This window comes from Rhizobium sp. 01L419, from assembly GCF_056400025.1.
The window spans coordinates 38,736-60,427 of the sequence record NZ_JBFTSM010000008.1 but is presented as its reverse complement, the minus strand read 5'-3'; the positions used below and the strand labels follow the sequence as shown (position 1 = coordinate 60,427).

At 61.5% G+C, this 21,692-nt stretch carries 21 protein-coding genes; 11 read left to right on the top strand and 10 right to left on the bottom strand.

All coding sequences use genetic code 11. From position 1 onward, the window contains the following. Positions 1–177: 177 nt before the first annotated feature. Together AC1DUP_RS17015 and AC1DUP_RS17010 are read left to right on the top strand one after the other, a co-directional pair. Entirely contained in the window at positions 178–609 is a 432-nt protein-coding gene (locus AC1DUP_RS17015; RefSeq protein ID WP_007821525.1) for a Ros/MucR family transcriptional regulator, read from the top strand. 297 nt (positions 610–906) lie between these two features. Then, positions 907–1,332 carry a YciI family protein gene (locus tag AC1DUP_RS17010; RefSeq protein WP_037105219.1) on the top strand — a complete coding sequence of 142 codons (426 nt, stop codon included), beginning with the start codon at positions 907–909 and terminating at the stop codon, positions 1,330–1,332. 98 nt (positions 1,333–1,430) lie between these two features. On the opposite strand, the gene AC1DUP_RS17005 is transcribed toward AC1DUP_RS17010, so the two are convergent. Beyond that, positions 1,431–1,853, bottom strand: coding sequence for a SufE family protein (locus AC1DUP_RS17005; RefSeq protein ID WP_477833289.1), 423 nt, complete (start codon positions 1,851–1,853; stop codon positions 1,431–1,433). Positions 1,854–2,064: 211 nt separating this feature from the next. Further along, entirely contained in the window at positions 2,065–2,604 is a 540-nt protein-coding gene (locus tag AC1DUP_RS17000) for a DUF5330 domain-containing protein (protein ID WP_477833593.1), read from the bottom strand. Between the two features lie 422 nt (positions 2,605–3,026). Here AC1DUP_RS17000 and AC1DUP_RS16995 point away from each other — a divergent pair, with 422 nt between their 5' ends. After that, the gene (locus AC1DUP_RS16995; protein ID WP_477833288.1) at positions 3,027–4,592 is read left to right on the top strand and encodes a sensor histidine kinase; all 1,566 of its coding nucleotides are present in this window, start codon (positions 3,027–3,029) and stop codon (positions 4,590–4,592) included. Continuing rightward, a complete protein-coding gene (locus AC1DUP_RS16990; protein WP_113301600.1) occupies positions 4,564–5,514 on the top strand; it encodes a peptidoglycan-binding domain-containing protein in 951 nt (316 codons plus the stop codon). Before AC1DUP_RS16995 ends, AC1DUP_RS16990 begins: the two co-directional genes overlap by 29 nt. A 172-nt stretch (positions 5,515–5,686) precedes the next feature. On the opposite strand, the gene AC1DUP_RS16985 is transcribed toward AC1DUP_RS16990, so the two are convergent. Next, on the bottom strand, positions 5,687–6,754 hold the full coding sequence (locus AC1DUP_RS16985; protein ID WP_477833287.1) for an AraC family transcriptional regulator: 1,068 nt from the start codon (positions 6,752–6,754) through the stop codon (positions 5,687–5,689). A 54-nt stretch (positions 6,755–6,808) separates the two neighbouring features. Here AC1DUP_RS16985 and AC1DUP_RS16980 point away from each other — a divergent pair, with 54 nt between their 5' ends. The 4 genes from AC1DUP_RS16980 (at position 6,809) to AC1DUP_RS16965 (ending at position 11,414) form a co-directional block, all read left to right on the top strand. After that, on the top strand, positions 6,809–7,783 hold the full coding sequence (locus AC1DUP_RS16980; protein ID WP_477833286.1) for an oxidoreductase: 975 nt from the start codon (positions 6,809–6,811) through the stop codon (positions 7,781–7,783). A gap of 94 nt (positions 7,784–7,877) precedes the next feature. Further along, the gene (locus AC1DUP_RS16975; RefSeq protein ID WP_477833285.1) at positions 7,878–9,326 is read left to right on the top strand and encodes a methyl-accepting chemotaxis protein; all 1,449 of its coding nucleotides are present in this window, start codon (positions 7,878–7,880) and stop codon (positions 9,324–9,326) included. A gap of 37 nt (positions 9,327–9,363) precedes the next feature. Next, positions 9,364–9,702 (top strand): DUF1491 family protein, encoded by a 339-nt coding sequence (locus tag AC1DUP_RS16970; protein WP_113301604.1) that lies wholly within the window; start codon positions 9,364–9,366, stop codon positions 9,700–9,702. A 125-nt stretch (positions 9,703–9,827) separates the two neighbouring features. After that, entirely contained in the window at positions 9,828–11,414 is a 1,587-nt protein-coding gene (locus tag AC1DUP_RS16965; protein WP_477833284.1) for an ABC-F family ATP-binding cassette domain-containing protein, read from the top strand. A gap of 62 nt (positions 11,415–11,476) precedes the next feature. On the opposite strand, the gene AC1DUP_RS16960 is transcribed toward AC1DUP_RS16965, so the two are convergent. Beyond that, complete coding sequence (locus AC1DUP_RS16960) at positions 11,477–12,448, bottom strand: oxidoreductase (protein WP_477833283.1); 972 nt, start codon at positions 12,446–12,448, stop codon at positions 11,477–11,479. A gap of 118 nt (positions 12,449–12,566) precedes the next feature. Between AC1DUP_RS16960 and AC1DUP_RS16955 the strand changes: the two genes are divergently transcribed. Further along, the gene (locus tag AC1DUP_RS16955) at positions 12,567–13,535 is read left to right on the top strand and encodes an AraC family transcriptional regulator (protein ID WP_477833282.1); all 969 of its coding nucleotides are present in this window, start codon (positions 12,567–12,569) and stop codon (positions 13,533–13,535) included. 48 nt (positions 13,536–13,583) lie between these two features. Here AC1DUP_RS16955 and AC1DUP_RS16950 read toward each other — a convergent pair whose 3' ends face one another. Together AC1DUP_RS16950 and AC1DUP_RS16945 are read right to left on the bottom strand one after the other, a co-directional pair. Continuing rightward, entirely contained in the window at positions 13,584–14,639 is a 1,056-nt protein-coding gene (locus AC1DUP_RS16950; RefSeq protein ID WP_477833281.1) for a DUF2336 domain-containing protein, read from the bottom strand. A gap of 257 nt (positions 14,640–14,896) precedes the next feature. After that, complete coding sequence (locus AC1DUP_RS16945; RefSeq protein ID WP_477833280.1) at positions 14,897–15,103, bottom strand: hypothetical protein; 207 nt, start codon at positions 15,101–15,103, stop codon at positions 14,897–14,899. Positions 15,104–15,643: 540 nt separating this feature from the next. On the opposite strand from AC1DUP_RS16945, the gene AC1DUP_RS16940 reads away from it, so the two are divergent. Beyond that, entirely contained in the window at positions 15,644–15,814 is a 171-nt protein-coding gene (locus AC1DUP_RS16940) for a hypothetical protein (protein WP_477833279.1), read from the top strand. 115 nt (positions 15,815–15,929) lie between these two features. On the opposite strand, the gene AC1DUP_RS16935 is transcribed toward AC1DUP_RS16940, so the two are convergent. The 3 genes from AC1DUP_RS16935 to AC1DUP_RS16925 form a co-directional block, all read right to left on the bottom strand. Next, complete coding sequence (locus AC1DUP_RS16935; protein ID WP_113301610.1) at positions 15,930–16,478, bottom strand: DUF1254 domain-containing protein; 549 nt, start codon at positions 16,476–16,478, stop codon at positions 15,930–15,932. Next, complete coding sequence (locus AC1DUP_RS16930; RefSeq protein ID WP_113509772.1) at positions 16,471–17,058, bottom strand: DUF1214 domain-containing protein; 588 nt, start codon at positions 17,056–17,058, stop codon at positions 16,471–16,473. The genes AC1DUP_RS16935 and AC1DUP_RS16930 overlap by 8 nt, the downstream gene beginning before the upstream one ends. Before the next feature lie 130 nt (positions 17,059–17,188). Then, entirely contained in the window at positions 17,189–19,372 is a 2,184-nt protein-coding gene (locus tag AC1DUP_RS16925; protein WP_115035477.1) for a PBP1A family penicillin-binding protein, read from the bottom strand. Between the two features lie 185 nt (positions 19,373–19,557). Here AC1DUP_RS16925 and AC1DUP_RS16920 point away from each other — a divergent pair, with 185 nt between their 5' ends. Continuing rightward, on the top strand, positions 19,558–20,052 hold the full coding sequence (locus tag AC1DUP_RS16920; RefSeq protein WP_113301613.1) for a YcgN family cysteine cluster protein: 495 nt from the start codon (positions 19,558–19,560) through the stop codon (positions 20,050–20,052). 3 nt (positions 20,053–20,055) lie between these two features. Here AC1DUP_RS16920 and AC1DUP_RS16915 read toward each other — a convergent pair whose 3' ends face one another. Then, on the bottom strand, positions 20,056–21,564 hold the full coding sequence (locus AC1DUP_RS16915; RefSeq protein ID WP_477833278.1) for a mechanosensitive ion channel family protein: 1,509 nt from the start codon (positions 21,562–21,564) through the stop codon (positions 20,056–20,058). Positions 21,565–21,692: the final 128 nt, after the last annotated feature.

Sequence of the window (21,692 nt, the reverse complement as noted above, 5' to 3'; positions counted from 1 at the left end):
TAGTAGCTCACTTTCAGGCAGTATTAGCGCAGAAATACGGTCTTCGGAATCTAGGGGTGGATTTCCGGTTTTTCGAAACAAAGGCTGCTGCCTGCTCTTTTGCTGTTTGGCTCTGCGACGAGGGTTCTTTGTCTTTTGGGAGAAGGACCATTTGAGCATGCTAACAGGAGAAAGAATATGACGGATATGGCGACCGGCAATGCGCCGGAGCTGCTTGTGGAACTGACGGCCGATATCGTCGCGGCCTATGTCAGCAACCACGTTGTCCCGGTCAGCGACCTGGCCAATCTGATTTCCGACGTACATTCGGCATTGAGCAACACATCCGTACCGCAGCCGGTGGCAGCGGTCGTCGAAAAGCAGAAGCCCGCAGTCTCTGTCCGCAAGTCCGTACAGGACGAGCAGATTACGTGCCTGGAATGTGGCGGCAACTTCAAGTCCTTGAAGCGTCACCTGATGACGCATCACAATCTCGCGCCGGAAGAATATCGCGAGAAGTGGGATCTGCCTGCCGATTACCCGATGGTGGCCCCAGCCTATGCCGAAGCGCGCTCGCGCCTCGCAAAGGAAATGGGCCTGGGACAGCGCCGCAAGCGCGGTCGCGGCTGAGTATTATACAGCTGGACGATAAAAAGCCGGGCCTGTTGCCCGGCTTTTTTGTATTTGCCGGTCGTCTCATCGAATGACTTTCGGCCCTCGTTATTTATCTTCAAAAAAAGCACGGCAAAAAATGTCGGCCCCGCGATTGCTCATCCGTCTCTAGAGCATGTCGCGCAAAAGTGCGCAGCGGTTTTGCGTTCGGAATTGCGTGAAAACAGAGAGATCGGGCATCTCCGTGTTTCGAAGAAAGCGGAGATCTCAGACAGGCAGGCACTCATGCCGCCGTAAATAAGAGGAGAAGAGACAATGCGCGTAATGGTCATCGTCAAGGCGACAGCAGATAGTGAAGCAGGCGTCATGCCCTCGACTGAACTTCTGGAGGCCATGGGCAAATATAACGAGGATCTGGTCAATGCCGGCATCATGCTGGCTGGCGAAGGCCTGCATCCGTCGTCCAAGGGAAAGCGCGTCGCTTTCGATGGCCCGAAACGCCTCGTCATCGACGGCCCCTTCGCCGAAACCAAGGAACTGATCGCCGGTTACTGGCTGTGGCAGGTCAAGGACATGGACGAGGCGTTGGAATGGATCAAGCGTTGCCCCAATCCGATGCCAGGCCCGAGCGAAATCGAGATACGCCAGGTCTTCGAAGCCGCTGATTTCGGCGAAGCCTTCACGCCGGAGCTTGCCGAACAGGAAGAACGCCTGCGCGAAAAGATGGCTGACGGCAAATAATCCCATCAGGGGATATTATACCCGGGCGCCCGGCGGATTTCCTCCGGGCGCTCAGCCGTATGTGATCGCAGCTCTGTATTATATCGATCACGCGCCTCTCAGGCGGCAGCGCGTACACGCGCTTCCTCGCGGATGCGGTTGACCATCGAGCGCAGCCCGTTGGAGCGCTGCGAGGAGAGGTTTTCGGTCAGCCCGATCTTGGAGAAGATCTCGAAAGCATCGAGAGCAGCGATTTCGGAAGCCATTTTGCCGGAATAGGTCGCGAGCACGATGGCGACGAGGCCGCGCACGATATGCGCATCGGAATCGCCCTCGAAACTCATCAGCGGATTGTCCGGATTGCCAGACGTATGCGTCACCAGCCACACCTGGCTGGCGCAGCCCATGACCTTGTTCTCGGAGGTCTTCTTCTCGTCGGCCAGATCCGGCAGCGCCTTGCCGAGTTCAATGACAAATCGGTAGCGGTCTTCCCAATCGTCCAGGAAGGAGAAATCGTCGATGATCTGGTCGAGGGTCGCCATGCTGTCAGGCCTTTCAGTGTTATCCGTTCATATAGGCGAAGCGACCGCAGATTTGAACCATTAAAAAGAAAAGCCGCGAGGGATGGGCATCCTCGCGGCGCAGCAAAATGCTGAAATAAACAGGGCAGGCACGTCAGGCATGGGGCATCTCCGCGTCATGCGGACCACCGATGCAAGCTTGGATACGGGCGGCGTCGCCCGCAAAAATTCGTCAGATCGCCGGCTTCGGTGTCGGCAGCGGGATCGCGCCGGCCGGAATGGTGCCAGCCGAGATAGTGCCAGTCACGACCCGTTCGGCCGAAACACCCTCGTCTACCGGCGGGCGGTAGGGCTGCGGCAGGTGCGGCATCGGCTGGTTCAGCGCAGCCTGTGCCTCACGCACGGTATTGGTCACGGCGTCCGGCAGGGAAGGAGCGGCGAGCGCCACGGGCGCTTGCGGCACGGCCGACTTTGCGGAAGCCATTTTGGACGCATCGTCCGTGAACTGGCTGTCGAGCAGTTCATAGGCGACACGGGCGCCCTCGCGGGCCCGGTAGCCGAGAGCCGTCAAGGTCTCAGCACCCTTGCTGCAGACCTCGGGTTTTTCGGAGCACATGCCGGTCATATAGTCATAGGCGCCGCTTGCCGCCGTGAAGGCGTCGGAAAGCTGCAATTGCGTGTGGCCGGTATTGTCGCGGCTCTCCGAGCTGAAAACCGAGAGAGCGACGAGTACAAGGCCAAACCAGAATGATCCTTTGATCAGAAACCACATTGTCTTGCCCATCCTGTTTCCCCGTTCGGTCTTGTTGCCGAATCGGGCCGGTTGTCCGGTGTGTTTTCACCCTACCGCCAAGTTGCGAATGCCGCTTTTCGAAACTCGCTGGCATTTGCGGCAAATTTGTCTCGAATTTTAATGATCGGCATTTTCGGGGCATTTCAGTCGAATTCTAACGATCGCCGTTAAGCATGGTGGCAGCCGCTGCCTGCAATTGCTGGGCTTTTGGTCCGCCGTCTTGCCACAGGAGTTAACGCAATGCTGAAATATGAGGAAAATCCGTCGCTTACCTGCTATTAACCACAAAATTCAAAGAGCATTGCGGATGGCCCAAAACGGGACTTTTGGCGTTTTTGGGCTGTGGAGGGCGACTTTGCCTTATCCTTTCTTTAAGCCGCGAGGGCCTATTGTCCGGGTCAATGAAAGGCCTTTTTGGCAGGTATTGCGTGCGTGTATTGAGTGACATTGGCGGACGGGCGACAGCCCTCGTGGACCGGGCAGCGGCAGGCTGGCTTTCCCGGACGAGTGGCGGCGAAGCTGTGCGCCAGAGCGAGCTCGCCATTCTGCGCCGCCTCGTTTTCCTCTCCTCTGCCGCTCTTGTCGCCGCTCCGGTCGGCCTCTCCATCGTCACCAGCCCCGCTGTTGCGCTGCCGGCCGGTGTCGCCACGGTCTGCGCCGCCTTCCTGTTTTCCGCCGTCGGCAGCATCGCCCTTTCCCGCCAGGCTATCCCCCCGAACACAGCAGCAGCGAGCGCCGACGATCTCTTTCTTGAAATGAGCCCGGGCCTCGTGCTCTTCCTCGATCCGCACGGCAGTGTGACGACGGCAGGCGGCCGCGACAAGCGCGACTATCTCGGCTGGATGCGCGATCCGAAGGGCAGGGGTTTCTTCGAGCAGGTGCATGTCTCCGACCGTATCCTCTTCCTGCAGGCGCTGGATGCCCTGCGCCAGGGCGAAGAAAAAACAACCGTCGATATCAGGCTGGAGCGCCCCTCCGTCTCGCGCGATCTTCGTCAGTTCGCTTATCTGCGCATGGATATGACCGCGCGGCGGGATTTGGACGGCATTCTTTCGGCCGTCATTGCCCAGCTGCATGACGTGTCGGTGGAGCAACGGCTTCGCGCCGAGGCGCAGACGCGTGCGGCCGACGCGGAATCGGCCAATGACGCCAAGTCCCGTTTCCTCGCCGCCGTCAGCCACGAGCTGCGCACACCGCTGAACGCCATCCTTGGCTTCTCGGATATCCTGATCGGCGAATATTTCGGCAAGTTCGAAAACGACCGCCAGCGCGAATATGTCGGCCTAGTCCGTGAATCCGGCGCGCACCTGCTCTCCGTCGTCAACACGATGCTGGACATGAGCAAGATCGAGGCCGGCCGTTATGACCTGCTGCTCGAGCCTTTCGATATCGGTGCGTCGATCCGATCCTGTGAATCGATGCTGGCGCTGCAGGCCAAGAGCAAGGGCGTCACTCTGACGAACCGCGTCCAGCGCGGCATCGGCGAAGTGATGGCCGATCAGCGCGCACTGCAGCAGATCCTCATCAATCTCGTCGGCAATGCCGTGAAGTTCACCGAAGCCGGTGGCGTGGTCACCGTCGATGCGGCCATGCGCGACGGCATTCTCAAGCTGACGGTCAGCGATACCGGCATCGGCATTCCCGCCGACAGGCTCGCCACACTCGGCCAACCTTTCGTCCAGATTCAGAATGATTATACCCGCCGTTTCGAGGGCACGGGTCTTGGCCTCTCGCTGGTCAAGGGACTTGTCGCCCTGCATGGCGGCCATTTTGCCATCGCCAGCCAGCCGGGCGAAGGCACCATCATCACCATCGAGATCGCGGCGGATGGTTCCGGCGCCTGCACCGGCGAGGATGCCGGCCATGCGGGGGCGGTCGAGTTTCCGCCACGGCTGAAGGGTGCGGTTGTCGCCGCAGAAGTGGAGGAGGGGCTCTTCGATGGCCGCGCGCAAGCGAAAATCGCCTAAGGGCAAAAAGGGGCGGCAGCAGCCGGGCCTTTTGATGACCGGTGTGGCGGCGCTTGGTGGCGTCGGCCTTCAGGGCGCGAGTGCGCTGGGCGGCCTCGGCCTTCAGGGCGCAGGTGTGCTTGGCGGCGTCATCGGCCGCAATCCCTCCGTTGCCGGTGGCACGATCGCCTTCGTCGTCATCTTCTCTTTCGTCGCCGCCAATGCGCTCTGGTATCAGCCGGGCTCACACCCGCATCCGATCTTCCGCACCCGCGATCCGGGCGCGCCGAACGCCATCGGCTTCCGTCCGCAGACCGAGCCGCAGGGCGATGTCACCACTTTCCGCATCGAGCGGCCGGATGATGCCGGCGCAACGACCGAATCCACGCCGCCTGCTGCAGCCGCCCAGCAGCCGAACCAGCTCGTCATGGATATCCAGAAGGAGCTGATCCGCCGCGGCCTTTATAACGGCAATGCCGACGGCGTCATCGGCCCGCGCACCAGTGCGGCCATCCTCTTCTTCGAGGAAACGGTCGGTATGGCGCAGAGCGGGGATGCGACGCCTGATGTGCTCGCAGCGCTCAGAACCGATGCTGTCGGCCCCTCGACCATTCCCGCCGAAAAACCGCGGGAGGATGTGACGTCGAAGGCGACGGAGGAAGATCCGGTCGCAGCCGCCATCCGCAGCGCCGAAAAGACCGTCAAGACGGCGCCGTCCTCGCCGAAGCAGGTTCCGCTGTCAGGAATTTCCAATGTCGATCTGGTGCTGAAGATCCAGAAGGGCCTGACCAACATGGCCTACGCCAACGTCGGTGTCGATGGAGTGGCAGGCGAACAGACCCGCGCTGCCATCAAACATTTCCAGAAGCACTACAACTTGCCGGAAAATGGCGAGCCGAGTGAAGCCGTGCTGAAGAAGCTCAAGGAAATCGGCGCGCTCTAGGTCAGATCGAAGCCGTGCTGCGCATCACGGCGCCTATTGCCTGATCAGCTCCCTTATCCGCTCCACTGGCGAATTGCCGGACTGGGGCCGAAGCAGCTTGGCCTCATCGCCGATATCGACCAGTCGGCCCACTTCCAAACCGGATGAACCTTCGGCCCTTCATTCCCTGTCGTCAAACTTGCCGCGCCAGGGCTGGCGGCCGGTTCGACAGCCGCAGGAGACGGTAGTCGACGGTCGGCACCCGCCCTTCGACATCGACCACCTCTTCGATCGGGCCGATATTGACGGCCGCCGATGTCCGGTAGCGTTTCGGCGCAATGCCGGTTACGCGCTTGAAGGCGTTGCTGAAGGCGCTTTCGGAGGTATAGCCGAGCGAAAGCGCCAGCGAGGAAACGGGCGTCGAGCCCTCGCGCAACGCCCGTTCGGCAAGGCGCATGCGCCAGGCGGTGAGATAGGTGAGCGGAGCGACGCCCGCGACCGTCTTGAAGCGCAGCGCGAAGCTGGTGCGCGACATGCCGGCCGATTTCGCCAATTCCGAAAGTTGCCAATCGTGCGCCGGGTCCGCATGCATGAGGCGCAGCGCCGGCGCAATCTTTTCGTCGCCGAAGGCGCGCAGCCAGCCGACGGTCAGCGGCTCCGATGTCATGATATGGGCGCGCAGCACCTGCACGAAGATGAGCTGCGAAAGCTGGGTGGAGGCAAGCAGCGCGCCCGGCCGGCCTGCCGCCATTTCCCGCACCAGTTGGTCGAGCAGCCAGCGCAGCACACCGGCTTCCGCAACGGTCGCCCGTACATGGATGACCGGCGGCAGCACGTCGAGCAGCAGCGCCGTACCGGTCGGACCAAGCGCGATATGGCCGCCGATATAGAGGAAGTCCTCGCCGGTGCCGTGCCGCGCCATGCCATTGACCTTCTTGTCCTTGAAGGTTGTGACGGCATCGGCCGGCGTCACCGCAAGATCGGTTGCCAGCACGAAGGAATGCTTGCCGTTGAGCAGGACTACGTCGCCGGCTTCGAGCAGGATCGGCGCGCTGCCATTGTCCAGCACCAGCCAGCACCGGCCCTTGGCCACCGCGCTGATCTTGATGCGGTTCGGCTGCGGAAAGGCGAGTGCCCAGGGGCCGCCGGCAATCAGCCCGCCGGCCATCAGGCAGCGGGCATCGAGCAGACTGAGCATTTCGGAGAGAGGATCACTGGTCATCTTTGTACGATGGCGCAAGAAATCGGGATTTACAAGCATTCAGAATCCCGCTTGCCGGACGTAGATGTTGTCCGACTAGAAAGGAAACACTCGATGTCCACTCCACAAGCTCCCATCGGCTCCGGCTTCGGCGCAGCGTCTACGGCGGAAGAAGTGATTGCCGGCCACGATCTCTCGGGCAAGGTGGCGATCGTCACGGGCGGTTATGCCGGCCTTGGCCTCGAAACTGCCCGCGTGCTGGCAGCGGCCGGCGCCAAGGTTATCGTGCCCGCCCGCAATATCGAGAAGGCCAGGGCCGCGGCCGAAGTCGTTCCCGGCCTGCAGCTCGGTTACATGGACCTGATGGATCCCAACTCCATCGACGATTTCGCCGATCGTTTCCTGGAAGAGGGTGAGCCGCTGCATTTCCTCATCAACAACGCCGCCGTCATGGCCAACCCACTGACGCGCGACAGCCGCGGCTACGAATCGCAGTTTTCCACCAACCATCTCGGCCACTTCCAGCTCACCGCCCGCCTCTGGCCGGCGCTGGTGAAGGCCGAAGGCGCCCGCGTCGTTGCCGTCTCCTCACGCGGTCATGTCCGCTCCGGCGTCGATTTCGACGATCCGATGTTCGACAGCCGCGAATACCAGCCCTATGTCGCCTACGGCCAGTCGAAAACGGCCAATGCGCTTTTTGCCGTCTCTCTGGATGCTTTGGGCGCAAGAGACAACGTGCGCGCCTTCTCGCTGCATCCGGGCGGCATCGTCACGACCGATCTCATCCGTCACCAGTCGCGTGAATATCTGCTCGCGAGCGGCTATATGGATGCCGACGGCAATCCGGTCATCGATCCCGAGAACAACAAGAAGACCATCGCCCAGGGTGCGGCAACTACCATCTGGTGCGCCGTCAGCGACAAGCTCGATGGCATGGGCGGCGTCTATTGCGAAAACTGCGATATCGCCAAGGCCGTGCCCGGTGACTCCGAGGAGTTGCTCGGTGTGCGTCCCTGGGCGACCGATCCGGAACTTGCCGAACGACTCTGGCAGATGAGCGAAAAACTGACCGGCCTCACACAGAGCTGAAACCTTGCGACCTAAGTCTAATCCCCGATATTCTTAGTCAATTGTTAACCATGTTGCTTGAAGCTTCTCTAATATAGCTTGGGGGAGCTCGATCATGCAGGCGCTGAAGGCGGTGGAGGAGAATGCCGCAAGTCCAGTCTATGAACCGGATGGGCCGGATCGCGCCGCGCTTCGCCATATCCTCTCGCGCCTTGCCGAAGAGGCCTCTACGCTCGGCGTCGATCTCGTTGATATTGCCGGCGCCATCCAGGACATGGCGGCAATGTCCGCCCGCCATGCCGCAGCCTTCGACAATGTCACCCGCACGGCCCTGTCGATTGCCGAGACCAACCGCTCCGTCGCCGGTTCCCTTCGCGAGACCGATAGTACCGCCTCCGAAGCCCGCCATATGCTGAAGGAATCGGCCGATCGCCTGTCCGGCTCGGTCGAGGAAATCCGCCACATGGTTCAGTCCTCCGAAGAGATCAGTACGGAAATCTCCGACTTCTCCCGCTCGCTGACCGATGTGGATAAGGTGGCCGCCGAGATCAGCACCATCGCCCGACAGACCAATCTTCTGGCGCTCAATGCGGCGATCGAGGCCGCCCGCGCCGGCGAGGCGGGCAAGGGCTTTGCCGTCGTCGCCTCCGAGATCCGCGCTTTGTCACTGCAGACCTCCAAGGCGACGGGCGCCATTCAGGAAACGCTGGAGCAGCTTCGCGTCAAGATCGACCGTCTCTCGACTGTGGGCGGCGGCGCGCGCAAGAGTGCCGCTGGCGTCAGCGAAAAATCCGAGGCGATGCGCGGCGCCTTCGAAAGCATGGAGCATGTGATTACCCGCATCCTCGATAGCTCCGCCGTCATGGCCAACACGACGGAGGCCGTGGACCGCGACTGCGCCGGCTTCGTCGCCAAGCTCGGCGAAATGTCGGCCGAAGTGCTCGATTCCAACGGCCGGCTGCAGCAGGCGGCAAAACGCGTCGACAGCGTCGTCGGCCTGTCGGAAACGCTGATCCAGCTGACCGCGAGCGCCGGGGTCGAGACAGCCGACCGCCACTGGATCGAACAGGCGCAATCCGTCGCCGCCCGGATATCCCATGCCCTGGAGCGTGTGGTCGCAGAGGGTGGGATCGGCATGGAGAGCCTGTTCAGCCGCCACTATCATCCCATTCCCGGAACCGATCCGGTGCAGATGATGACGCCTTTCACCGAGCTTGCCGACCGCCTGCTGCCGCCGATCCAGGAGCCGGCGGCGGCTTCCGACGAGCGCATCGCCTTCTGTGCCGCTGTCGATGAAAACGGCTACCTGCCGGCCCATAACAAGAAGTTCTCGCAGCCGCAGAAGCCGGGCGACACCATCTGGAATACGGCCAACTGCCGCAACCGCCGCATCTTCAACGATCGCGTCGGCCTGGCCGCCGGCAGAAGCACCGCTCCCTTCCTCGTCCAGACCTACCGTCGGGACATGGGCGGCGGCAATTTCGTCATGATGAAGGATATTTCCGCCCCAATCACTGTCCGCGGCAGGCATTGGGGCGGCTTGCGGCTGGCGGTAAAGGTATAGCGTTGCCGCCACTTGCCGCGCGGTCTATACCGCGCTCATGAGATTACGCGCCGACATCTATGTTTCCGCTCTCGTCCGCCGAGTTTTCTCTGCGGGCGATTTTGCTGCGGTGGAGAAGAAGGGTGCCGAGGAAGCCGGCGCGATCTTCATTCGCCAGCGCTTCCGCGACGGTCTCGAGACCCTCTATGCGCCCGCTCCACAGAGCTTCTTCGATGAGGAGAGCAGCGGCGACCGCCTCTTTGAAATCAGGCTCGAACGCGCCGAGCCGGACAAGGTGCGGGAGATGCTGGACCGCGAGCGCAAGTTCGACCCCGATCTCTGGATTGTCGAGCTGGAGACAGACAAGGTCTCGGAACTCATCCCGATGGCCGGCTGACGGCCTGCCTTGAATTTACGCCAATTCCCGCCTAGTTTACCGCCATCTGCAATACCAACAGGATGTGTGCTCAATGGATATGAACCTGATCGCAACGCCAATTCGCCTTGCCATCGGGGATTTCCATGCCTGCATCCATGACACTTTCCAATCTCTCGTGGTCCACGCCTGACGGCCGGCCGCTTTTCTCCAATATCGATCTGAGCTTCGGCGCCGAGCGCACCGGCCTCGTCGGCCGCAATGGCGTCGGCAAAACCACGCTTTTGAAGCTGGTCGCCGGCGAGTTGCAGCCGCAGACCGGTTCTATCTCGGTTTCCGGCACGATCGGCATCCTGCGCCAGAGCGTGCAGGTCGGGCCGGATGAGACGGTCGCCGATCTCTTCGGGGCGACGGAGCCTCTCGCCATTCTTCGCCGTGCCGAAAGCGGCGAGGCGAGCGCCGACGAGCTTGCTGTTGCAGACTGGACGCTCGAAGCCCGCATCGATGCCGCACTGGAACGATCAGGCCTTGCCGCCAGCCCGCAGACGCTGCTTTCAGCACTGTCAGGCGGTCAGCGCACCCGCGCAGCACTCGCGGCTCTGATCCTCGAGGAGCCGGATTTTCTTGTCCTCGACGAGCCGACCAACAATCTGGATCGCGACGGCCGTGAAGCGGTGATCTCGCTTCTCGGTAGCTGGCGGCACGGCGCCCTCATCGTCAGCCATGATCGCGAGCTCTTGGAGACGATGGATGCCATCGTCGAGCTGACGACGGTTGGCGCCACGCGCTATGGCGGAAACTGGAGCGATTACCGCGCCCGCAAGGCTCTGGAACTGGCTGCCGCCGAGCACGATCTTGCGGATGCCAGGAAACGCGTGGCGGAGGTTTCCCGCACCGCGCAGGAAACGGCCGAGCGCAAGGCGCGCAAGGATAGCGCCGGCAAGAAGAAGGCAGCCAGGGGCGACATGCCGCGGATCATCGCCGGCGGCCTGAAGCGCCAGGCGGAAAATACCAGCGGTGACAATGCCCGCCTTGCCGAGCGCCGCCACGCCCAGGCGCTTGAGGATGCCGAGGAGGCGCGCAAACGCATCGAGATACTCCAGCCGCTTTCCGTCAAGCTGCCCTCGACCGGCCTGCCGCCAAGCAGATCGGTGCTGAGGATCGACGCGGTCACGGCCGGTTACGAGGCGGGCGAACCGATCATCCGCAAGCTGTCCTTCGATATGACAGGTCCTGAACGCATCGCCGTCACCGGCCCGAATGGCTCGGGCAAGACGACGCTGCTGGCGCTGATCTCAGGCGATCTCCAGCCGTGGGAAGGCGCGGTTCGTGTGCTGACCTCATTCTCCATGCTCGACCAGCGCGTCAGTCTGCTCGATCCCAAGGCCTCGATCCGCGACAACTTCCGGCGGTTGAACCCACAGTCGGATGAAAACGCGTGTCGTGCCGCACTCGCCCGGTTCATGTTCCGGGCGGACGCGGCGCTGCAGATCGTCTCGACGCTGTCAGGCGGCCAGCTTCTGCGCGCCGGCCTTGCCTGCGTTCTCGGCGGCGCGGCACCGCCGGCGCTGCTCATCCTCGATGAACCGACCAACCATCTCGACATCGATTCCATCGCTGCCGTCGAAGCCGGGCTGAGAGCCTATGACGGCGCGCTGCTGATCGTCAGTCATGACGAGGTGTTTCTGGAGATGGTCGGCATAACCCGCCGGCTGGAGTTACCGGTGCGCTGAAGCATGTCGCGCAAAAGTGCGCAGCCGTTCTGCGATGACGGCACGCGGAGGCGAGGGCTTGTCTATTCGAAGGAAATGCCGAGCAATTTTTCGCTGAGAGCCCAGAGCCGCTCGGCAGCGTCCGTGTCCATCGCCCAGGGCATCACGCCGCGCAGCTCCTTCGTATCGGCAGGCAGTGCCTCGGCGATATCGCAATCCTCGCAATAGACGCCGCCCATGCCGTCGAGCTGGTGGCTCGTCGCGCACCAGATGGTGGTCGCCGCACCCTGTTCGATCGTCTTGAGGAGCGCGGCAATATGCGCAGGGATATTGCCGTCGGCATCCCGGAAGCCGATCGCTTCCATATCCGCATCCGAGACATAGCGGGTCAACTCGGTCTTGATCGAGCCGGGGTGAACCGAAAAGGCACGCACGCCATGCTCTGCCCCGCGCCGGTCGAGTTCAAGCGCAAAGAGCGCATTGGCCGTCTTCGACTGACCATAGGCTTTCCAGGCATCATAGGTGCGACGCTGATAGTTCGGATCGTCGAAATCGATGGGGGAGAAACGGTGTCCGCCGGAGGAAAGCGCCACGACGCGGGCATTGCCGGAGCGCTTCAGCGCCGGCCAGAGCCATGCGGCAAGCTGGAAGTGGCCGAGATGGTTCGTCGCAAACTGCCGCTCGAAACCTCTGTCGTCATGCGCAAACGGTGTCGCCATGACTCCGGCATTGCCAATGAAAAGATCAAGCGGCCGGCCGCTGGCCGCAAATTCCCGCCCGAAGGCATCGATGGAGGCAGGCGCCGAAAGGTCGAGCGGATAAATCTCGATACGTGGCAGATCTTTGAGTGCCGCCCTGGCCTTGTCGACATCACGCACCGGCACGATGATCGCAGCACCGGCCTTGGAAAGCACCCGCACCGTCTCGAGGCCGAGGCCGGCATAACCGCCGGTGATGACCGCAAGCTTGCCGGTCAGATCGGCATTACCGAGTGCTTCTTCTGAAGTCGTCGAGCGGCCGAGACCGGAGGGAAGGGGATATTGGGAAGTAGGCATGACATCCTCGCATCTGTTTGTGGGCGGTTCGCCCGCTCCTGATGTGGGCTAGACGTAATGCATCGGATGTAGGATTATCCATGCGCTGAAGTCCAATCTATCTGCGTGATCATCCTAAATGCTTGCTGTCGACCCTCTTTCCGATGTCCTGTCGCTGCTCTCTGCCAGAAGCCTGCTCTCCGCCAGCCTCAGGGCCAAGGGTGGCTGGTCGATCCGTTTCGCTTCTGAGGGCGTGAAGTTCAACGCCGTGCTGGAAGGCGGCTGTTATCTGGTTTCCAACGGTGCCGAGCCACGCTGGCTGGAGGCTGGCGATTGCTTCCTGATCGTCAATTGCAGCACGTATGTTCTCTGCAGCGATCCGGTGCTGACGCCGGTGGCGCCGTCCGAGATCTTTGGCCCTGATCATACCGCATCCATCAACGCCGACCTGCCGTGCGAAAGCCTGTTTGCCGTCGGCGGGCGTGTTACTTTCGACGATGCCGATGCCGGCCTGCTCCTCGATGCACTGCCGCCGATCCTTTTCGTCAGCGGCAAGTCGCGGGAGGCGACGGCAATCCGCTGGTTGCTGTCGCGGCTGGGGGAGGAGTGGGATGAGAATCGTCCGGGCGGGTCGGCTGCCGCCGACCATCTGGCCCAGCTTCTCTTCGTAGAGTTGATCCGCGTCTGGTTGCATCAGGCCGATGCGACGACACCAGGATGGCTGCAGGCGCTGGGTGACAGGCGCGTCGGCGCGGCGATCCGTCTCCTGCACGGCGATCCCGCACGGAACTGGCGGCTGCAGGATCTGGCCGAAGCCGCTGGCATGTCACGCTCCAATTTCGCCCTGCGTTTCCGTAAACTCGCGGGCATGGCACCGCTGGATTATCTGCTGCGCTGGCGCATGCGGCTTGGCGCCAAGGCGCTGCGATCAGGCTCGCAGCCGATCTCGGCGATTTCCTATTCGCTGGGTTATCAGTCGGAAAGCGCCTTCAGCAATGCGTTCAAGCGCATCACCGGTGTCGCGCCGCAGCAGTATCGTCGCGATCACTTGAAGGCTGGAGCAGTTCCAGCAAAGGTGCACAGCGGTTTTGCGTTCGGAATTGCGTGAAAACAAAGAGCTGGAACATTGCCGTTATCAGAGGAAAGCGGAAATGTTCTAGCGCGCCCGGCTGACGCTCTTGAGATCGCGCACCGGCGCCTGCCGGATGAAGCGGTAGGCCGGGGTCTGCGCCTGTGCGACGGGAGCCGGCTGGTCGGCTGCGGCTGGCGCTTCCGGATTGTAGGTGTAGCTATCGGCGCGCCGCCATGCGTCCACGCGGGCATGACATTCTTCCGGCTCCAGCGCGTCGAGAACGAGGAAGGCGCGGCTGACATTGTGCGGCACTTCGGCAAGGTGCGGATAGAGCTTCTCCAGCACGAAGACGGAATCGAGGAAGCCCATGCCAAGGCTCGTCAGCGTCGTGGCGAGCTGCTGGCCGGACAGGTCGAGCATGATGCGCTCCGCAAGCCAGCGGCTGGCCGACAGCGCATCGGCTAGCGCAGTGGCGAAATGCGCGGCTTCCCGCGAGCGCGCAAAGCGCACCAGTAGCGCCTCCTGAATATCTGACAGCGAGCGAAGGCCAAGGCGGTCCTCATCATTGCGGCCGAGATGGCCGGCAAGGCTGCGGATGCGCTCGCGTAGCGCCTCTTCATTGGCGATGCGTTGTGCTTCCTGCTGGTCCATTTCGGGCGCGATGGGCATCGGCGAAAGCGGTATGGCGTGTTGTTCTGCGGGGGCAGTGGCAGCGGATGGACGCGGCTCGGCCTGGCGCAGCGCCACCAGCGCGTCGATGACATCAGGCGACAGCGAATCGCGGCTGACGATCGCCTTTACATGCGCAGCACCCTGGGTGCGGGCAATCGTGATCAGCGTGTCGTCATTGATCGCCTTGGAGGAGGTGAGAAAAGGTGCGGCGACCTCTATCGGCTGATTGCCGATGAAGAGCGCAACGGCTGCCGGCATGTTCTCGCATTGGGAAAGGGCTGCCACGGCTTGGCGCCTTGCCTCTTCGGAAGAGGCCTGGAAGAGCGGCATGAAGAGTTCGGCAAACTGGCGCAGTTCGGAGCGTGTCGGATGTGACAGGTTCTCGAAACTGCTGACAGTCGCCATTAACACCACGTCCTTCTTCCTGATGGCCATGGGGCCCTCTAGGTCTCGAAACCGGTCACGCACAAGAACACCCTGAAAACGCAGAACAAGCGGGAAACCATGGGGCCGACAAGCGCTGGCGGGACGCGCGTCAGACCATACGGTTATGAACAAATCCTACACCGGTACAGTTAATGCATGCTGAAGATTCTATTAAAATGCAACAGAAATACACACGTTTCGCGTGTTGCGGCTTGATGAGCCGGCAAAATAAAATCGATCGCCCGGGCGCGGGGCGATTTTCAGTTTTTAAGGATGTGGATAAATAGCCGGCAAATAATCTAAAGACCCTTGCGGCCTCTGAGTGCCGACAGCAGTTTGTCGTGATCGTCATAGCCCGACTGGTAAAGGTCGAGCGCAGTCGAGGCAGCGAATTGCGCTTCGACACTTCTGATGTCGAGATGCTTCTCCGCGCACCACGCATCCAGCGCGCCGCGCAACACATCCAAATCTTCTGAGGTGAATGCGGAACTATACAGAAAGGGCATGGGTTGCTCTCCGTATGACAGCAATAGCACGTAAAATCTCCCAAGCGGCCATCGCTTTAAACTTTTGGCCGATAAGATCACGATACACCCATCGTCTCTTGCCGCAATTAGTATTTTCGTGACGCATTTTTGCAACACCTACCGCGCGGCCGCCGCTTCAGTAAATAAGATCTGTTAACTATATGAATTATTTCTAATTTTATTGGGTGACTTTCAGCCTGACTTTTCTTTTCAGCGGCTGAAACCAAACAACCATTCTGCGCGTTATACCGGCGTCGGGCAGACTGTCCAAAGCAGTGGCTGAATATTAGTAATCTGTTAACGGTCGTGTGTCTCAATTCGGACAGGAACGACGCGATTTGGGATATGGATCGTGGAAGCTCCGCAGCATCACGGTATTTCAATCAGGTGCCGTGAGAAAGGCGCGAATGCCCTCGGTCCGGTTCATCCGGCGCTTGAGGACGCGCTGGCCCGCAGCATGGCGGGCAGGGTGAAATCCATCGCAAGTTCATCCGTCTCGGGCAGTGCATGGAGACGAGAATGGCAATTGTAGTCGCATTGGCGGACCGGTTGCGCGAGGAGCCGCGCCGCACGGGCAAGGAGCCCCGCGAAGCAAAAATCCTCTGGTTCACCGGCGTCCGTTACGAACGGATCGTCGAAACCCCGAAGAAAAATCCGGCGCATTCTGCGCCGCGTGTCAAGAACAAGTAAATCGGAAAACAACTTAAAGTTTGTCGCGATCTTTGAGATCGGCTACGACCCTTTAAGTCCTTGTTTGACGCATGTCGTTATCTCAAAACCGATGTACACTTTTGCGCGACATGCTTTAGCGGGCCTCGAGTTCGTCGCAGCCCGCTTCCGTCAGAAAGGCTCGCGCAGCCTCGTCAAAGCTTGCCTGCGGCGCCAGCGTGCGCAGGACCGCATAGCCCTCGGAATGCGCCATCTCCACCAGGATCGTCTGCTGCAGTTCCTGCGGCAGGTTCTTGCGCAGGTCGGTCAGCTGGATCGGGCTTGCTGCGAGAACGTCGAGCGCGCCACCGACGGAGGTGCGATCGTTCATGCTGAAGACCTCGTTAGAGGCGCTGTCATAAATCGCGATGGACCAGAAGGGCACATTGCCCTTGGCGATGAAATGCACCGGCGCTTCACCCACATCGAAGGAACAGACGGCAGTGCGCACGAAAGGATCGCCATTGGCGAGCCCCGCCTCGTCATAGCGGCTGGTCAGAAGATAAAAATTGTTGGGATCGCCTTCGGCCTCCACCCGCGTTGCGGCATCGCGACCGGTGAAATGCGGCAGCGCGAGAATGATGACGAGGTGCAGAAGGGCTGCGCCGAAAAGCCCCGTTATGACGGCGAAGAACACTCTAAGCATTGCCGCACCCGATCTTGGTGAGCTTTGGCATGGAGAGGTCGATCACCCCGGAGCTGCCCGCCGTTGGCGTGTCGAACAGCGTCAGCACCAGCCGGAACGTGCCAGCCCGCGGCAGCGCCAGCCAGTTGCCGGGCTGGGCATGTGCCGAGATGTCGATGGTGAAGCCGCTGTCTGGCTGGCGCAGCACCGTCCATGAATTCAAAGCGGCCGGCAGGGTCTGCTGCAGGGAGGCGGGGTTGCCGGCATTGTCGGCAGTAAACAGCGTCCACAGCCGCGCCGGCGGCGTCTGGCCGGTGATGCGGTAATGGCAGGCGGCATTCAGCCGCTCGCCGCTGTCGTCCACGCTTGCCGTAAAGGTCAGGCCCTCGGCGCTGCCGTAGAGCAACTTGCCGGCGCGCGCACGGTGCGACTTCGCATAGGGGTCCGCGTCGACGGTCTGGAGCTCCGGAAAGGCTTCCCAGGCGCCGAGCTTGATCGCCCCGAACCCCTGCGTCGCATCCAGCGCATAAAGCGAAATCATGATGCCGCCGCCGAAGGCGACGATCAGCGTGACCAGGATGAAAAGGGGAAACCGAAACACCTTGCGCCCTTGAAGATCAAATCAGTTGAAAGGGTTACCACTGATTCTGGCAGGGTGGAATGCCACCGAACGCTGTGTCCCCCATGTCTTGGCGAACCAGTCATGCCGGTTTGCCAAAAAAGGGGAAGTATCAATCCGCGCTTGCCACCTTCTGTACCTCGAGCGGCGCGGCATCCTTCAGCTTCTCGCCGATGCCCTTGAGAATGTCGGTCGATTGCACCGAGAGCATCCGCGGGCGGACGAGGGTCGGCGTGCCGTCCTTCGGCTTGTTGGCCTGCGCCTTGGCGACATCCTTTTCGGATGGCAGCGGGTTTTCGATGCCGGGAATCGGGCGCAGCGTAACGCCCTGATGGGCATAGTCCATGGCGCGCTTGAAGGTCATGGCTGGCAGCGAGCCGCCGGTCATCTCGTTGGTCGACGTGTAGTCGTCGTTCCCGAACCAGACGGCGCAGGTGTAGTTGCCGGTGAAGCCTACGAACCAGGCATCGCGATAGGCCTGCGTCGTGCCGGTCTTGCCGGCGGTGACGATGCCGTTGTCCAGCGCCGCTTTGCGCGCCGTACCCACATAGGGCACCCGCGACAGCATCTGGTTCATGTAGCTGTCGGCCTGTTCGGAAAGCACCCGTTGGGCGGGCGGTTCGTCATGATCGAAATCGTAGAGAACGTCGCCATCGTAATCGAGGATCTGCGTGATCCCGTGGCGGCGCGACTGGTAGCCGCCGGTTGGGAAAACGGCATAGGCCGTTGCCTGGTCGAGCACTGTCACTTCGGACGTGCCGATCGGGATCGTCACGTCGTCGCGGATCGGCGTTTCGACGCCCATGGCCTTGGCCATGGCGCGGATCGGTTGAATGCCGAGCTTTTCCTTGGCGAGACGCACCGGAATGGTATTAATCGACTGGGCGACCGCGGTTTCCAGCGTGATACGCCCGGCATAACGGTTTGCGTAATTGTGCGGGCTCCAGTTGCCCCAGGAGATGGGCGCGTCGATGATCGTCGTCTTCGGCGTCATCCCGCTCTCCATGGCCACCGAATAGGTATAGACCTTGAAGGAGGAGCCCGGCTGGCGCAGCGCCCTGGTGGCGCGGTTGAACTGGCTCTCGCCATAATCGCGTCCGCCGACCATGGCGCGCACGGCCCCGCCGTTTTCGATCATCACCATCGCGCCCTGCTTGGCGTGATAGGCCTCGCCATATTCGCGCAGCGATGTCTCGACGGAATCATCCGCCGCCTGCTGGATGCCCATGTCGATCGTCGTGCGCACGATCAGCGAGCGCTGGTGGAAGCGCGGCGAAAGGCGCTGCACCTCATCGAAGGCCCAGTCGAGGAAGAAGTCGGGCGATTCCACCTCGTTGCGGTCGACGACAGTGGCGGGATTGCGCCGGGCGGCGATCACCTGCCCCTCGGTCATCAGCCCGCTTTGCACGAGGTTAGTCAGCACCTCGTTGGCGCGGGCACGCGCGGCAGGCAGGTTCACATGCGGGGCATATTTGGCCGGCGCCTTGAAGAGACCGGCGAGCATGGCGGATTCGGCAAGGTTCACGTCGGTGATGTTCTTGCCGAAATAGAATTGCGCCGCAGCAGCAGCACCAAAGGTGCCGCCGCCCATATAGGCGCGGTCGAGATAGGTCGCGAGGATCTCTTTCTTGGAGAGGTTGGCCTCCAGCCATAGTGCTAGAAATGCCTCGGTGATCTTGCGGTCGATCGAGCGCTCGTTGGAGAGGAACAGGTTCTTGGCGAGCTGTTGCGTCAGTGTCGAGCCGCCCTGGACGACTTCGCCGGCCTGGGCATTGGTGACCATGGCGCGGAACAGGCCGATAGCGTCGATGCCGAAATGGTCGAAGAAGCGCCGGTCCTCGGTGGCGATGACGGATTTGATCAGCGAATCCGGCAATTCGTCGATCGGCACGGAATTCTGGTGAATGACGCCGCGATGGCCGATGACGTTGCCGTAGCGGTCGAGGAAGGTCACGGCGAAATCGCCGCGGTTGCGCCAGTCTTCCTTGGTGGATTCGAAAGCCGGCTGGGCGAGCGCCAGCATCAGCACGAAGCCGACGGCGCCGAGCGTCAGCCCTTCGCCGGCGAGTTCGAACACTGCGCGTTTCCAGCCGCGGACACGGAAGCGGCGGAAGAAAATGGTGGTGTCTTCCCAGATCTCGGCGGCGCGGAAGCCGGCGTTCCAGACGGTCGAATCGATCCATGAATCGATGCGCAGCAACAGGTGTCGGTTTTTCGACTGCTGCTTCTGTGGCTTCTTGCCTTGCCCGTTTTCGGGCTCGTCTGGCCCAACATTTGGGTTGTCCGGATCCTGCACGTCCTATATTCCCGCCTGAGCACGCTCGGCGGCCGTGAACCGGACGCAGGAGCGGGGCCTGAAAGGGGCCGCGACTCTCCGGATAGCCGGAGCATGTTGAATAATTGGTTGATTTCGCGGACAAGAACAAGAGAGTTGAACGGTCGTCACGCGAATTTGCGGGCGGCTGTTGCAAGAAACGAGTGATGAACGATCTGCCCTTCTGGAAGCGCAAGACGCTCGCCGAAATGAATGCCGAGGAGTGGGAAAGCCTCTGCGACGGTTGCGGCCTCTGTTGTCTCAACAAGATCGAGGAATGGGATAGCGGCGACGTCTATTTTACCTCGGTCCGTTGCAAGCTGCTCGACAGCGACAGCTGTCGCTGCTCCAGCTATCCGAACCGCTGGGATTTCGTGCCGGATTGCGTGCAGCTCACCAAGGAGAACGTCTCCGAGATCGCATGGCTGCCGCCGACCTGCGGCTATCGCCTCGTCAATGAGGGCCGAGATCTCTATTGGTGGCACCCATTGGTATCTGGCGATCCGGAAACCGTCCACGCTGCCGGCATTTCAGCCCGCGGCCGAACCATCAGCGAAAACGATGTCGATGTCGAGGATTTCGAGGATTATGTCGTTGACTGGCCGCTGACGGTCGGAGAGGACGCCGAAAGAACCCGGGAAGCCGAGGAGAAGGCCGGCTGACCGCTATGGCCAGGTGCCATGTGGGATCTGGAACAGATGCCTTATGCGCGTCGTCAGCGTCGTCGGATGGCTGCCTTCCGCCGATACGCCGGCACTGAAGTGATGTTTCTCGGATTCGATACGGCGCGATAGCAGCAGTCCGAGTTCTTCGGCAAGCGCCGGACGCTCCTGCATGATCGCGGCGAGGTGGTCCTTGGCGATCTCGTAGACGATGACGGATGTCAGGGCGCGGATATTGGCCGGCTCGAGCGCACCCATCAGCACGCCGCGTTCCCCGAAGAGGTCGCCGGGCGCAATTCTGGCGAGTTCGATGATCTCGTTGCCCTCGATCCGTTCCACGACGGCAACGCCGCGCCGCACGATCATCAGGGAGGTCAGCGAGGTGTCCTGCGTCGCGATCAGCGCATCCTTGCGGAAGTTCAGCCGTTTCATGTCGGCTGCAAGCGACTCCTTTTCGTCTTCCGTCAGCGTTGAGAAAAGCGGGATGGCGTTCAGCAGCCGCCAGGCCGAATTCGGGTGCTTTCCGGCGGCTTCCAGCGGATCGGCAACCGGGGGGACCGGCGAGCCGGCCGGTGGCGCAAGCTGCAGGCCTGCCGCCTTGGCATGACGATAGACCAGATCGTAGACTTCGTTGCGGGCGGCGGTCGCTTCGCCCAGTCCGGAGACGCGGAAGGAGAGTTCGAATTCGACGGCATTGCTGTCCAGCCCCGTGATGCTGACAACAGGGGTAGGGGATTTCAGAATGGCGTTGCTGCTCAAAAGCACCGTGCGCATCGTCTCTTCGATGGTCGCCGGCGAGATCGAGGGAGCAACCCGGATCTTCAGCGAGACGCCATGGGCTTCTTCGGGGCTCGTCAGGTTCGTCAGCCGCGCCTTGGCGAGCGCGCTGTTCGGAACGATGACCAGGTCGTTGGTGCCGTTCAGGAGATGGGTGGAGCGCCAGTTCGTCTCCACCACGCGGCCCTGCACGCCGTCGTCGAGGACGATCCAATCGCCGACGCTGTAATGCCGGCCGAGATTGAGCGCGATGCCGGAGAAGACGTCGTTCAGCGTGCTCTGCAACGCCAGGCCGAGCACGATGGCGAAGACACCCGATGTAGCAATCAGCGTGCCGATCGGTACGCCGAAGACGTAAGCTACGACCGAAAGCCCGGCGCCGAGATAGACGATGGCGACGACGAGATCCTGCAGCAGGCGTCCCTCGCGCGGTTTGCGCTCGAAAATCAGGAAGAGCCGCACCGAACTCGCCAGCACCATCGCGCCGCCGATCCACCAGACGGCCTTGGCGACCCCGACGAAAACGCGCCGGAAAAGATCCGTGGCATCGCCCATGTCAGACGTATAGGGCGCAATCTCGTGCTCTACGAGCAGCAGCGTCAGCAGCGCAAAGAAGATGATATTGGCGATTAGCCGGAAAGTCGGATTTCGTCCGAAGATGACCCGTGCCACGGCGCTGAGCAGAACGAGGACAACAAACTGAAACAGCGGATCTGCCAGCATATGCGATGACATGCATTCCATCCTGATTGGGGATGTTCGACCCTATATCACGGATGAAGAAGACCTGTCCTCCAGTAGGAATGGATAGGGAGCGACCGCTGGCGCAGGTCGCTCTCTCTGCTGCGACCGGACACCTGGCG

Coding starts and splice junctions, on each gene's coding strand:
- AC1DUP_RS16995 (WP_477833288.1), top strand. CDS start 3,027: ATGAAAGGCCTTTTTGGCAGGTATTGCGTGCGTGTATTGAGTGACATT.
- AC1DUP_RS17015 (WP_007821525.1), top strand. CDS start 178: ATGACGGATATGGCGACCGGCAATGCGCCGGAGCTGCTTGTGGAACTG.
- AC1DUP_RS16975 (WP_477833285.1), top strand. CDS start 7,878: ATGCAGGCGCTGAAGGCGGTGGAGGAGAATGCCGCAAGTCCAGTCTAT.
- AC1DUP_RS16965 (WP_477833284.1), top strand. CDS start 9,828: ATGCCTGCATCCATGACACTTTCCAATCTCTCGTGGTCCACGCCTGAC.
- AC1DUP_RS16990 (WP_113301600.1), top strand. CDS start 4,564: ATGGCCGCGCGCAAGCGAAAATCGCCTAAGGGCAAAAAGGGGCGGCAG.
- AC1DUP_RS17010 (WP_037105219.1), top strand. CDS start 907: ATGCGCGTAATGGTCATCGTCAAGGCGACAGCAGATAGTGAAGCAGGC.
- AC1DUP_RS16985 (WP_477833287.1), bottom strand. CDS start 6,754: ATGCTTGTAAATCCCGATTTCTTGCGCCATCGTACAAAGATGACCAGT.
- AC1DUP_RS17000 (WP_477833593.1), bottom strand. CDS start 2,604: ATGTGGTTTCTGATCAAAGGATCATTCTGGTTTGGCCTTGTACTCGTC.
- AC1DUP_RS16960 (WP_477833283.1), bottom strand. CDS start 12,448: ATGCCTACTTCCCAATATCCCCTTCCCTCCGGTCTCGGCCGCTCGACG.
- AC1DUP_RS16970 (WP_113301604.1), top strand. CDS start 9,364: ATGAGATTACGCGCCGACATCTATGTTTCCGCTCTCGTCCGCCGAGTT.
- AC1DUP_RS16935 (WP_113301610.1), bottom strand. CDS start 16,478: ATGCTTAGAGTGTTCTTCGCCGTCATAACGGGGCTTTTCGGCGCAGCC.
- AC1DUP_RS16920 (WP_113301613.1), top strand. CDS start 19,558: ATGAACGATCTGCCCTTCTGGAAGCGCAAGACGCTCGCCGAAATGAAT.
- AC1DUP_RS16955 (WP_477833282.1), top strand. CDS start 12,567: ATGCTTGCTGTCGACCCTCTTTCCGATGTCCTGTCGCTGCTCTCTGCC.
- AC1DUP_RS16945 (WP_477833280.1), bottom strand. CDS start 15,103: ATGCCCTTTCTGTATAGTTCCGCATTCACCTCAGAAGATTTGGATGTG.
- AC1DUP_RS16980 (WP_477833286.1), top strand. CDS start 6,809: ATGTCCACTCCACAAGCTCCCATCGGCTCCGGCTTCGGCGCAGCGTCT.
- AC1DUP_RS16940 (WP_477833279.1), top strand. CDS start 15,644: ATGGCAATTGTAGTCGCATTGGCGGACCGGTTGCGCGAGGAGCCGCGC.
- AC1DUP_RS16915 (WP_477833278.1), bottom strand. CDS start 21,564: ATGTCATCGCATATGCTGGCAGATCCGCTGTTTCAGTTTGTTGTCCTC.
- AC1DUP_RS17005 (WP_477833289.1), bottom strand. CDS start 1,853: ATGGCGACCCTCGACCAGATCATCGACGATTTCTCCTTCCTGGACGAT.